8 protein-coding genes are annotated in these 12784 nt (G+C 70.3%); 4 read left to right on the top strand and 4 right to left on the bottom strand.

The genetic code is table 11. The annotated features are described in order from the left end of the window. Positions 1–80 precede the first annotated feature (80 nt). Positions 81–500, bottom strand: a complete 420-nt coding sequence (locus D7X99_RS13080) for a PQQ-binding-like beta-propeller repeat protein (protein WP_233605108.1) — start codon at positions 498–500, stop codon at positions 81–83. A gap of 147 nt (positions 501–647) precedes the next feature. On the opposite strand from D7X99_RS13080, the gene D7X99_RS13075 reads away from it, so the two are divergent. The 4 genes from D7X99_RS13075 (at position 648) to D7X99_RS13060 (ending at position 7893) form a co-directional block, all read left to right on the top strand. Further along, positions 648–2033: a sigma 54-interacting transcriptional regulator gene (locus D7X99_RS13075; RefSeq protein ID WP_211486152.1), complete on the top strand. Its 1386-nt coding sequence runs from the start codon at positions 648–650 to the stop codon at positions 2031–2033. 18 nt (positions 2034–2051) lie between these two features. Further along, complete coding sequence (locus D7X99_RS13070; RefSeq protein ID WP_233613350.1) at positions 2052–3164, top strand: ADYC domain-containing protein; 1113 nt, start codon at positions 2052–2054, stop codon at positions 3162–3164. Further along, complete coding sequence (locus tag D7X99_RS13065) at positions 3161–6922, top strand: bifunctional serine/threonine-protein kinase/formylglycine-generating enzyme family protein (protein ID WP_121778088.1); 3762 nt, start codon at positions 3161–3163, stop codon at positions 6920–6922. Before D7X99_RS13070 ends, D7X99_RS13065 begins: the two co-directional genes overlap by 4 nt. 221 nt (positions 6923–7143) lie before the next feature. Then, the gene (locus tag D7X99_RS13060) at positions 7144–7893 is read left to right on the top strand and encodes a hypothetical protein (RefSeq protein WP_199745992.1); all 750 of its coding nucleotides are present in this window, start codon (positions 7144–7146) and stop codon (positions 7891–7893) included. Positions 7894–8292: 399 nt separating this feature from the next. On the opposite strand, the gene D7X99_RS13055 is transcribed toward D7X99_RS13060, so the two are convergent. From D7X99_RS13055 to D7X99_RS13045, 3 genes are read right to left on the bottom strand one after another with little or no spacing between them, the layout of a single operon-like run. Next, positions 8293–10005 (bottom strand): sodium:solute symporter, encoded by a 1713-nt coding sequence (locus D7X99_RS13055; protein WP_121778087.1) that lies wholly within the window; start codon positions 10003–10005, stop codon positions 8293–8295. Next, the gene (locus tag D7X99_RS13050) at positions 10002–10181 is read right to left on the bottom strand and encodes a hypothetical protein (protein WP_120575079.1); all 180 of its coding nucleotides are present in this window, start codon (positions 10179–10181) and stop codon (positions 10002–10004) included. Before D7X99_RS13050 ends, D7X99_RS13055 begins: the two co-directional genes overlap by 4 nt. Beyond that, entirely contained in the window at positions 10178–12661 is a 2484-nt protein-coding gene (locus tag D7X99_RS13045) for a PIG-L family deacetylase (RefSeq protein ID WP_121778086.1), read from the bottom strand. Before D7X99_RS13045 ends, D7X99_RS13050 begins: the two co-directional genes overlap by 4 nt. Between the last annotated feature and the right edge of the window lie 123 nt (positions 12662–12784).

Genomic DNA, 12784 nt, shown 5'->3' with positions numbered 1-12784 from the left:
ACCGACACGTCAAAACGAATGGCTGACACGTCATCCCCTCTCAAAACCTGCCTCTAGCGCAGGCACCGGGAGTCAATCCCTCACCCGGGAATCCAGTGGGTCCCATGAGGAGGGCGGCGCGCCGTGGGGAGCGCCCGCCTCATGGGACCCGCGCTCCTTGCCGCAGGCGAGGTCGAGCGCGCGAAGTCGCTTCCCCAGGCCGGACAGGGCATAGACCGTGCTGCCTTCGAACGCGGGCGCTCCGCCATCGCACCGGCCTTCACCGGCCTTCGCTCAGCTCCCGTGCGCGCGTCGACGGCAACCACCCCACCGCGCCGCGTTCCCACGTAGACGTCGTCGTCGACAACCCTTGGCGAGGAGGTCGCCTCGGAGCCGCACGAGACGCTCCAGCGGATGGCCGTCCAGCGGGATCGCTTGACCACGAGCGGCCCCGTTCCCTCGAAGTGTCCGGTCCGCGCGGCAGTGGCGCCAAAGAATACGGAGCGAGATGAACCCAACATGGGCAGCTCCCTCTCAGTCGCGTGCATGCACTGACGCGTTCGCTGACGCACGCGTAGTACTGGACCCGATTTTTCCGACGGGAGAATACAGCATGCGCAGGTTTTCCCGGATTCCTTCTCCTTGCAATATGATGGGTGGCGGCCAAGATGACCGACGACACCCTCAGCGCCGAGCGCGCGCCCTCTGCTGAAGGCGGAACTGGAGCGGCGGCGCTCGTCCTTGCCTATACGCGGAACGCGTTCATCGGGGATGAGCGGCATGGGCTTGCAAACGGCTCGACGCTCCTGGGGCGTGGCGCACCACTCTTCTCCCGGGTCGCCCTGGACGACGCCCGGCTCTCCCGTGGCCATGCGCGCATCGAACGCGTCGAGGGGAGCTGGTTCGTCGAAGACCTGGGAAGCCACAATGGAACCCGTCTCAATGGACGACAGCTCACGGGACGCGCCCCCCTCGCGTGGGGGGATGTCCTTCGAATGGGGGACACGCTGTTTGTCTTCGCCGAGGCCTCCGAGGCCCCGAATGACGAACAGCGTATCGACGGACTGGTGGGCAGGAGCGCGGCGCTGACGCGGCTCCACCGCGACCTGGAGCGGGCGGCGCGGTATGAGCAGTCGGTGCTCATCCTGGGCGAAACCGGGACGGGCAAGGAGGTCGTGGCGCGCGCGCTGCACGAACTGAGCGGCCGCGCGGGGCCCTTCATCGCGCTCAACTGCGGTGGCGTCGCGGAGAGCGTGCTGGACAGCGAGCTGTTCGGGCATGTGCGCGGCGCGTTCACTGGCGCGGCGGCCTCCCGGGACGGGCTTCTGCGCGAGGCGCATGGAGGCACGCTGTTCCTGGACGAGCTGGGGGAGATGCCTCCCATGCTCCAGGTCAAGCTGCTCCGCGTGCTGGAGACTCGGCAGGTCCGCGCCCTGGGAGGAACGCAGGAGCTCCCCATCGACGTGCGGGTGCTCGCGGCCACCCACCGGGACCTCGTCTCCCAGGTGAACGAGGCCGCCTTCCGCGCGGACCTCTACGCGAGGCTCGTCCAGTGGCGCCTCGTGATGCCCCCCTTGCGCGAGCGCCGCGAGGACATCGCGCCGCTCGCGCGCCACCTCCTCGGCCGCATGAAGGCCGAAGCCCGGCCCATCGACGTGGGCCTCGCCGAGGCACTGCTCCTGCATGACTGGCCGCTCAACGTGCGGGGCCTGCTCAACGTGCTCTCCATCGCGGTCATCGCTTCGGACGGAGGACCGCTGAAACTGGGGATGCAGGTGGAGCACGAGCTGAAGGCGGAGCGACGGATGCTGACGGCCAGGACTCCCGCGCCGACGTCAGCGGAGGAGGGGTCCTCCCAGCCTCCTGCTCCGCGTCCGGCGCGCGCCGTCGAAGCCACCCCCCAGGAGTTGGAGACCCACCTGCGCGCGCACCAGGGAAAGGTCGCGGAGGTCGCCCGGCACCTCGGGTGCTCGCGGCAGCAGGTGTATCGGTGGATCGAGGACTTCGGGCTCGAGCTGGACCACTACCGCGTCCCCCTGCCGCGTCCCGGTTGAGACTTCCCAGAGGGTCCCATGCGTTCTCTGCTTCCCCTGTCGATGATGGCCTTGATGGCGGCGCTGAGCGGCCAGGACTGTGCCGTGCCCATCGCCTCCGGGCCGCGGGCCCAGGCCTCCCGCCCGGCCACGCCCCTCCAACCGGATCACGTCAACCCCCAGGCGCCCAGCCCTACCGGCTGGACTGGAGTCGATGGCGGCAGCGTCTTCTTCCGGAGACGGTTCGACGGTGTCGTCGGCATCTGGACGGGAAGCGATGAGCGGCCCTATCGAATCACCGAGGTCCCGCCCGTGGACCCGTGCCTGCCCGCGGTCCTTCAAGACGCGGGCGCCAGGCTCAAGCTCTATACCGTGACCGATGTCGCCCTGAACCGCAACGTCTGCGCCGGCAAGGGCTATCGCACGCAGAACCCCAATGAATGCTCACCAGACGCGGGCGACTTCTATCAAGGGAAGGCCGTGATCATCCCCGGCTGCTGGATGCCGGATGGAGGCTTCAACGACGGAGGCGGCGACGCGCCCTGTTTCACGGCGAGCTGCACGACGGGCGCGGTCGGCGTCTGCGCGCACTGGGGCTACCTCCCGGATCAGGAGTGGGAGGGAGGCCCCCCGCTCGCGCGGCTGTTCCAGGCGTGTGTGCGGGCCGCGCGCGCCGACTACAACGGTGACGGCGAGCCCTTCACGTGCCAGGGCACCTACGTCGACTTCGTCGACGGCCATGGCATCCAGACCCAGGACACCTTCGACGGCGGAGGGCTCCCGCCGCTGCTCTTCGAGGCCGCCTGGAACGAGCAAGGCGCCCTGCCCTTCGGGGTGATGCCAGGCGGGGGAAGTTGTCTGCGGCCGCGTTACGCCCCCGCCCCCCTCTCGAGCATCCACGGGGCGCCAGGAGCGCACCTGAAGGCGAGCTACGACTGCCAGCAGCCCGGCAAGGCGGGGACCCCCTTGAAGGAGTACTTCGATGGGGGCGTGCCCTTCCTGTTGCTGACCCAGACCTGGAAGAACGAGTACTGCGTCACGGACGATGGGTCGGGGGGCGGGCTCCGCACCCGCTGTCCCTCGTGCGGCGGGGATCCCCTCGGGCCGAAAACCTGTGAGGGTGGGAACTGCGCGTTTCCTCCAATGCCTTGAGCGCCTCCGGCCCGGAGGGCTGGGAGCCTCCCCCAGCGTTCGACGAGTACCGCCTCATCCGCCTGCTGGGCCAGGGGGGAATGGGCCGCGTCTACCTGGCTGAAGACACGGCACTCCAGCGGAGGGTCGCCATCAAGTTCATTGGCGCGGAGCGGTCCGGCCCGGGCCAGCGCGACCGGCTCTTCGCCGAGGCCCGGGCGCTCGCCCGCCTCCGCCATCCGAACGTGGTGACGGTGTACCGGGTCTCGGAAGTGGGCTCCCACCCCTATCTGGTGCAGGAGTTCCTCCCCGGTGACTCCCTGGGGAGCCTGTCCACGCCGCTCCCCCCGGAGCGGGTCCTGGCCATCGCGCTGGGACTGGGACGGGGACTGGCCGCCGCGCACCGCGCGCAGGTGCTCCACCGCGACGTCAAACCAGACAACGTCATGGTGCTTCCAGATGGCGAGGTGAAGCTCGTCGACTTCGGGCTCGCCCTCTCCTGGACGGCGGCTCCGGAGGACGCCGCGCCCGCGGCCCGGCTCACCGTCCCAATCGCAGGCACGCGCGGGTACATGGCGCCGGAGGCTTTGCGTGGCGAACCGCCCGGCCCGCGGGGAGACGTCTATGGCCTGGGCATGGTGCTTCATGAGCTGCTGGCGGGCCAACGCCCCTTCGACGAGCTCACCGCGAGCGGATCGGTGGACGAACCCAGGGCCCCCGAAGCGCGCGCACCCAACCCGGAGCCGGAGCCCTCCGGAAGCGGGCTCGGCGTCCGCCTGCGCGCCATCATCCTCCGGTGTCTGGAATACGATCCGGCACGGCGCTTCGCCTCCGCCGACACACTGTGCGCGGAGCTCGAACGCCTGAAGGAGGACGGCGCCCCGGTGCCGGTCCCCCCTGGCAATCCCTATCGCGGGCTCCAGGCCTTCGAGGCGGAGCACCGGGGGTTCTTCTTCGGACGCGGCGCGGAGGTCCGCGCCATCCATGAGCGGCTTCGCGCCCAGGCGCTGGTGCTCGTCGCGGGGGACTCGGGCGTGGGCAAGTCCTCGTTGTGCCGGGCGGGAGTGGCGCCGCTCGTCACGCAAGCGGGGCTCGAGGACGGCTGTGCCTACACCGTGCTGTCGCTCATGCCCGGGCGCCGGCCCCTCACGGCGTTGGTCGCCGCGGTGGCGAGCCGGCTCGGCCTGTCCGAGGAGACCCTGGCCGCCCAGGTGCGGCGTGAGCCCGCGGCGATGGCACGGACCCTGCGCGCCGCCGGGCCCATGCGGGGCACCCTGCTGTTCATCGATCAGCTCGAGGAGCTGTTCACCCAGAGCGAGCCGGACGAGGCGTCCGCCTTCACGCAGGTGCTCGGGCACCTGGCCATCCTGGCCCGGGGGGTGCGCACGCTGGCCACGGTGCGAGGGGACTACTTCACGCGTCTGGCGGCGCTGCCGGGGCTGGAGGATGAAGTGGCGCGCGCCCTCTTCCTCGTCAAGCCGCTGGGCCCGGAAGGAACGCGCGAGGCCGTGGTCGGTCCGGCGCGCGTGACGGGCGTCGCGTTCGAGACGGAGGCCCTGGTGGACACGCTCGTGGCGTCCTCCGCCCACGCCCCGGGAGGACTGCCCATCCTCCAGTTCACGCTCGCCGAACTGTGGGATGCCCGCGACCGGGTGACACAGCACATCCGGGAGGCGTCGCTGGAGGCGCTCGGGGGCGTGGCCGGGGCCCTGGGACGTCACGCGGACGGAGCGCTGGCGGCGCTGGCCCCCGATGCGCGCCTGGCGGCTCGCGGCCTGCTCTTGCGACTCATCAGCCCGGAAGGCGCCCGGGTCCGGCGGACCACCGGGGAGCTCGGTGCGGAGACCTCCGCGAATCGCATCGCGCTGGAGGCCCTGGTCCGGGCGCGGCTCGTCGTGGTCCGGCAGGAAGGCGAGGCGCACGTCCACGAGGTGGCGCACGAAGCCCTGCTCGCGGGCTGGTCCACCCTGCGCGGATGGCTTGAAGCGGCCCACCAGGAGCGGCAGCTGCTCGAACGGGTGAGGCTCGCCGCGGCCGGCTGGGAGCGCGCGGACCGCCCCGCCTCGGCGCTGTGGAGCCGGCGTGAGCTCGACGCGGTGACCGCGGCCGGCAACCTCGCGCTGACGCGGCGGGAAGCTGCATTCCTCAAGGCCTCGCGGCGGGCGCTCCGGCGCACCTTCGCGCGGCGCCTGGGGCTGGCGCTGGCCCTGCCCCTCACCGCGATGGTGGCGGGGGGGACGGCCTGGCTCAAGGGCCGCCACGCGCTGGAGCGCACCGTGCAGGAGCACCTGGATGAAGCCCGGGCGTCCATCACCGAAGCCCGGGCCCACCACTCCGCGGCGAAGGCCTCGCGCGCGGACGCCTTCCAGACATGGGACGCGCGAGGGGAGCGCGCCCTCACCGGTGCTCCGGCCGTGGCAGAGGGAGGGCCGCCGGAGGAGACCTGGGCCGAGGCGCGAACGAGCGATGGCCGCGCGGACGAGGCCTACCAGCGCGCCACGCAGGCGCTCGACACCGCCCTGCTGCTGGACGGCTCGCGGCGGGAGGCCCGCGGACTGCTCGCGGAGGTCCTGCTCCGGCGCATGGAGCTGGCGGAGTGGTTCTTCCGTCCCGGACAGCGGCGCGAAGCCCTGCGCAGGCTGGCGAGCCTCGATGACGACGGCACCGGCCAACGCCAGCTCCTCGCACCGCCGGTCCTGGACCTCGCCACGGAGCCACCGGGCGCGGAGGTGCTGCTCCAGCACGACACGGGCGTGCCCGGAGCGCCCAGGCTGTCCGAAGGCATCTCCCTGGGCCCGACGCCCATCGCGTCGCACGCCCTCGCCACGGGCCCGGGGTCCTATGTCCTCACCTTCCAGGCGCCGGGCCTGACGCGCGCGGTCCTGCCGGTGGTGCTCTCCTCGGGAGAGGACCTGCGGGCGCGCATCCCCCTGCCGCGGGCGGCCGACGTCCCGGAGGGCTTCGTCTACGTCCCGCCGGGCCGTTTCCTCTTCGGAAGCAGCGACGACGAGGCCCTGCGGCGCGAGTTCCTCCAGGCGCCCCCGCTCCGGCAGGTGACGACCGGGGGGTACCTCATCGCCCGCCATGAGGTGACGTTCGCCGAGTGGCTCGCGTTCCTTGAGGCGCTGACACCGGACCAGCGGAGGCGACGGACGCCCGGCGTGCGTTCCACGGCCGGCGCGCTGGCGCTCACCCGGGAGAAGGCGGGCTGGCGGCTCATGCTGCAGCCCACGCAGCACCCCCTCTTCGCGAGCAGCGGCGAGCCCATCCGTTACCCGGGCCGCGCCCACAGGGCCGTGCAGGACTGGTTGCGCTTTCCCATCTCGGCCATCTCGCTGGAGGACGCACGGGCGTACCTCGCATGGCTGGACCGCTCCGGGCGCGTTCCGGGAGCCCGGCTGTGTTCCGAATACGAGTGGGAGCGCGCGGCGCGTGGCGCGGACGCCCGCCTGTTTCCCATGGGCGACCTGCTCGCGCCGGACGACGCGAACTTCGATGAGACCTATGGCCGGCAACCGCTGGGCTTCGGTCCAGACGAGGTGGGGGCTCACCCTGCTTCCGCCAGCCCCTTCGGGGTGATGGACCTGGCCGGCAACGTCATCGAATGGGTGCGGTCGGTCCGCGAGCCCGGAGAGGCGGTGGCCCGCGGCGGGTCCTGGTACTACGACCGGATCTCCAACCGCTCCAATTCGCGCATGCCCAACGAGCCCTGGTCGAGGGACATCCGCATCGGCCTCCGCGTCTGCGCGCCCGCCCCGGTTCCGCGACACGCCCCCTGACGAGACTGAAGCCGTCCGCGTCCGGACATGTCCGGACATGTCCAGGACAGGCGCGTGCACGCGACAGCGCGACCACCGCCACGGCTGTCACTGCCGTCACCGCGTCAACGTGGGCTGGCACGACGCGTGCTCAAGGGGACGCCCGAGCCCACGCTCAACCCCCTTGAACATCCTGTTCAGACACACCCACCAACAGCAGTCACCCCACCGGAGAGAAACCCATGATGTTTGCCATGGACGTGTCGCCCGAGATGACGCTCCCGCAAGATGAGAGCGCTTACGTTGCCAAGGTGGATACACAGGCGCGTGGAAGAGACAATCCCTATGGCTTCGAGGCGGGGGCTGTGAATTCGGCCGCCGACGGCACGACCTACACCCTCACCATGGTGAATCAATCCGCCGAGCCGTGGATTTTCTATGTGTATCAGACGTTTCCGGAGCAGACGAACGACATCTTCTCGCTGGCGTGGCTCGCCAGCCCGTACATGATCGTGCCGAAAGCACAGATCACCTTCAAGTGGACGATCAACTACACCTTCCTCTGGGGACAGACGGGTGTCCTGCAGCCCGGCGCGTCGTTCGTGGCAGGGATGTCAATCGATGCGGATCCCTCAGTCGGGGACACGACCCAGTTTTCGGTGACGCCTGGCCCGAACCTGACTCCGGCGAAGACCGGCGGCGCCCTCGGGACCTTGACCATCTACGATCAGTCTGACGTCCCCAACTCCCAGTTCTCGGTGGGCATCGGAATGGGGGATGCCGGGACGTACGCGACCCAGGCCGGCACCAACCTCAAGCATGTCTTTACGCCCACGCCCTCGTATTGGGTTGCGGCCGGGGTTGACCAGAAAGTGGGGACGGTGCTGGACATCCAGACCGTCACCCAGACGGCTCCGGTCGTCTACCCGGCCAATGTCTACTCACTCACTGCGACACTGCAAGACGACAACACGTGGAGCGTCAAGCCCTGAACCCGCGCCCATGATTCTCGAACGACCTCGGGAGGTGCGCCTGAGGTCGGTTCGGCGCTCCCCCATTCCTCGTGAATGCATGGGGCAGCCCCATGAGGGCGGCAAGGTCCGCTTCGCCTCCTTCAACCCCCGTGTATCCCCGTCCCGGTCAGCCCTCAACGAAGGGGGCGCATTCCGTAGCACTCAGTCGCAGGCACGGCGGCACTCGCCCACACACTTCGACTTGTTCCTGGCGCCCTTGCAGTTGCTGTTGCACGCGCGCTTGCACTGGGTGACCGCCGCGGAAACACCGCCCCCGGTGCCCTCCCCTTCGTCGCCTTCGGAGAACTTCTCGCCTGCGAGGTCCTCCGCCGGGAGTTCGGGTCGGGCATGGCTCGGCGACCAGGCCCAGCGCCAGCCTCAGGCCCCCGTCGCCGGGGCCGGCGTCTCGCCGCGCGGCAGGACGCCCTGCATCACCAGGCTCAGCACCATCACCAGCGCACAGCCGATGACGTTGAACCAGAGGTAGCCCACGTCGGAGAGGAAGTAGAGGGCAATCACCGTCGCCTGGGAGATGACGGCCGCCGCGAACACGGCATGGCCGCGCACGTGCTTCACGAAGAAGGCCACCAGGAAGAGGCCCAGCACCGTGCCGTAGAAGATGGAGCCCAGGATGTTGATGGCCTGGATGAGGTTGTCCAGCAGCGAGGCGAAGGTCGCGAAGGCCACCGCGACCAGCCCCCAGAACACGGTGAACAGCTTGGACGCCACCAGGACATGCCGGTCCGAGGCGCCGGGCCGGAACACCCGCCGGTAGAAGTCCACCGTCGTGGTGGTCCCCAACGCCACCAGCTCGCTGGAGATGGAGCTCATGGCCGCGGACAGGATGACGGCGATGAGCAACCCGAACAGCCCGCTGGGCAACCAGCGCTTCACGAAGGCGATGAAGATGTAGTCCGAGTCCTTCGTCTCCGCGCCCGGAAGCGCGCGCGCCACCATGGCCTTGGCCTCCTTGCGGACCTCGCTCGCCTGCCGCTGTGCGCCCTGGAGCAGCGCCCGTGATGCCTCGCCGGCCGCCACGTCGCCCGACTCGACGGCCGACAGGTAGCGCTCCACCTCCGCGCGCTTGCCGGACTGGACCTGCTCCCACTTCGCTTCCAGGTCGGCGTACTCGGCCGCCTGCGCCGTGCCCTGCACGCGGGTGCGCAGCGCGTCGTTGAAGAGCAGCGGCGGCGTGCTGAACTGGTAGAAGACGAAGACGAGAATCCCGACGAAGAGGATGAAGAACTGCATCGGGATCTTCAGCACGCCGTTGAAGAGCAGCCCCAGCCGGCTCTCGGAGATGGAGCGGCCCGTCAGGTAGCGACCCACCTGGGACTGGTCCGTGCCGAAGTACGACAGTGACAGGAACAGACCTCCCGTGATGCCGGACCAGAAGTTGTAGCGGTCCTGCATGTCGAAGTCGAAGCTCACCACGTTCATCCGGCCGAACGCGCCGGCGACGTCCACCGCCTTGCCGAACGACACGTGCTCCGGCAGGCGCCAGAGGATGACCGCGGCGGCCACCACCATGCCGCCCATCATCACCACCATCTGCTGCTTCTGCGTCTGGCTCACCGCCCTGGCGCCCCCCGTCACCGTGTAGAGGATGACGAGCGCGCCCATGGCGATGACCGTGGGCTCCAGAGGCCAACCGAGGATGGTGGAGAGGATGATGGCCGGCGCGTAGAGGGTGATGCCCGCGGCCAGCCCGCGCTGGATGAGGAAGAGGAAGGCGCCCAAGAGCCGCGTCTTCAGGTCGAAGCGCGACTCCAGGTATTCGTACGCGGTGATGACGTTCAGCCGGTAGTAGATGGGCACGAAGACAGCGCTGATGATGACCATCGCGATCGGCAGGCCGAAGTAGAACTGCACGAAGCGCATCCCGTCCTCGTAGGCCTGCCCGGGGACGGAGAGGAAGGTGACGGCGCTTGCCTGCGTGGCCATGACGGCCAGGCCAATGGTGGGCCACCGCAGCTCACGGCCTCCACGCAGGTACTCGTCGCTGGTGGCCTGCCCCCGGGACTTCCAGAGGCCCCACACCACGATGAACGCAATCGTCCCGCCCAGGACCAGCCAGTCGAGCCCCGTCACGCGTACGCCTCGGTGAGGCCCCAGAACACGGCGACGAACAGCACGAAGGCGCCCAGCACCAGGATGTAGATGTTGCGCCAGGAGCCCAGCAGCGGCGGCGCGTCATCGAGCTCGGGCCGGCGCACGGGGGCGACGGCGGCGGGCTCGGGAGGGGTCAGGTTGGGAGCGGTGCTCATGGAGAGAGGATGTTGGCCAACAGGCGGTAGGCGCCGGGAACCCCGGCGGGGAGCTGACGGAAGAAGGCGAGGCCCGTGTAGATGAAGGTGCCCTTGCCATGGCGCGCGACCAGCAGCGCGCCGTGGAGCGGCGCCTCGCCGGCGTCGTGCATGGCGAACACGGGCTGATAGCGGGCGTCCCACGACGACGCGAAGTAGAGGCCACGCTCCTGCACCCAGCCCTCGAAGTCCGCGGCCGTCAGCGCATTGGGCGCGCGCAGCAGCGGCTCATTGGCGCGCAGCGGCGTCATCACCGCCGTCTCATCCGTCACCCGGTCGCGGCCAATCTCCAGCGGATAGGGCCCGACGAAGGACGTGAGCGGCCCCACGCGGCTGTTGGTGTTGTACTGCACCACCAGCCGCCCGCCGCCTTCCACGTACTGGAGCAGCCGCTCCCGGTGGACGGCCAGGTGCGTGTTGGCGTTGAAGGCGCGCACGCCCACGAGGATGGCGTCGAAGCGCTCCAGCGGCTCCCGGGCCAGCCGCTCCTCTGGAAGCAGCGTCACGTCGTAGCCCACCGCGCTCAGGCTCTCCGCGACGCGGTCGCCCGGACCGGGGATGTAGCCGATGCGCTTGCCCTTCATGGCCAGGGAGAACGGCACCCCCGTGGCCGTGGAGGGCTGGCGCACCGTCAACGGCGGGATGTGGGGATGGGACACGGAACGGGCACTCCACGACCAGGCGCGGCCTCCCACGTCGACCTCCACGGAGAGGACTCCCTCCTGCGTCGAGCCCGGGGGCGGAGTGATCTGGAAGGTGACGGTGCGCTCGTCTCCGCGTGCCGCGAGCTTGAACCCGACCGACGCGGGCTCCACGCGCCAGCCGGGAGGCGCCACCATCCGCGCCGTGCCCGGCACCTGGTCCATCTCCGCGACCAGCACCACCGGCACGGCTCGGGACTCGCCGTTGGGGAACATGAGCACGTCCTGCGCCAGCGTGGCGGTGACGGGCGGGACGACCTCGAAGTCACGGTAGAGTTCGCCGCGCACCGGGTCCGTCCAGGCGTGGACCACCGGACGCATCGCGCGGAAGCGCCGGCCCGCGACCTGGTACTCGAACGCCACCGACAGCGCGGGAACGCCCTCCGGCTGGCCGGTGAGCGCGCGGTCCTCGCCCTTGAGCGTGTAGAGCCCTCCGGTGACAGGCTCCCGGAGCCAGTAGGGCGTGGAGATGGGCGCCGTCGCCGGCAGCGTCACCGTGCGCGACAGCTTCAGGGGCACGTTCGCGGCCAGCGCCTTCCCCACGGCCTCGGGTTTCCCGCCTGGCAGTGTCAGCCCCACCCACTCGACGGCGGCGGGCGAGCGGTTCAGCGCCACCACCTCCAACGCCACGGGCAGCCCCGGGATGCCCGTGGGCGCGGCGGCACGCACCTCCAGGAACAGCCCCGCGCAGGCTGCGATGAGCGCCTCCACCTCACGCAGCTTGGGCGCCTTCCACGGGTGGGTGTCCGGCAGCGCGGTCAACGCCTCGTGGACGCGGACGAGCGCGGGCAGGGAGCGGTGAGGGGCGCGCGCATCGAACGCCTTCGTCGCGGCGGCCACCGCGCGGGACACCGCCTCCGAGCCCGTCCAACGCTTCCAGGAGAGGTCGAGCCCCTCGAACACCTCGCGCTTCGGAAGCGTCCCCGCCAGCGGCGTGAAGTACTCGGCGGCGGGGCCCCGGTCCGCGGCCTGGCCGAAGCCCTGGCTCTTGTGCTGGCTGCGGCTCTCCGCGGCGACCTCGCCCCACGAACGCCCGAGCAACGCGTCGTAGCCGCCCACCTCCAGCTTCACGTAGCGGGACAGGTCCTCATCGGGCTTGAACGACCACGAGGAGGCGTTCTGTAGCAGGCGGTCCGCCTTCCACGGCTTCACCTCGGACAACTGCTCGGGGAAGCGCTTCGGGTCGGCGGCGGCGATGAAGGCCTCCGCCGCCAGCAGCGCGGAGGCCGTGTGGTGGCCGTGGTTCGGAGGCTCCGTGGTGAAGCGGGTGATGATGATGTCCGGCTGGAAGCGCCGGATGGCGAGCACCACATCCGCCAGCACCGCGTCATGTCCCCAGATGCGCAGCGTCTCTTCCGCGCTCTTCGAATAACCGAAGTCCCGCGCCCGCGTGAAGAACTGCTCCGCGCCGTCCACGCTCCGCGCGGCGAGCAGCTCATGCGTGCGGATGAGGCCGAGCAGGGCGCCCTGCTCGGTGCCGATGAGGTTCTGCCCACCATCCCCGCGCGTCACGGACAGGTAACCCGTGCGCAGGCCGCGTTCTCCCACCAGCCATGCGAGCAGGCGCGTGTTCTCGTCGTCCGGGTGGGCCGCGACATAGAGCACGCTGCCCGTCACTCCGAGCCGCTTCAGGCCCGCCGCGATTTCACCCGCGTGGGGCTGCCGGGCAGGCCGCGCCACCGCCGTCGACCCGAATCCAAGGCTCATGGCCAGCATCATTCCGAGGAGCAGGTTCCGCATCCGGACGGACCCTATACCAACCCGCGCGGTCCGCATTCATTCCGGGATGACGCCCGCCGTCACATCCGGACGCGACGTGCGAGCACGCACTTCCGGTGGCGGGCCCGCCGCGACCTGTTATCA

It is taken from the genome of Corallococcus sp. AB032C (assembly GCF_003668935.1).
GTDB classification, from domain to species: Bacteria; Myxococcota; Myxococcia; order Myxococcales; family Myxococcaceae; genus Corallococcus; species Corallococcus exiguus.
The sequence above is the reverse complement of the archived record's forward strand: the minus strand, read 5'-3'. Positions and strand labels throughout refer to the sequence as shown.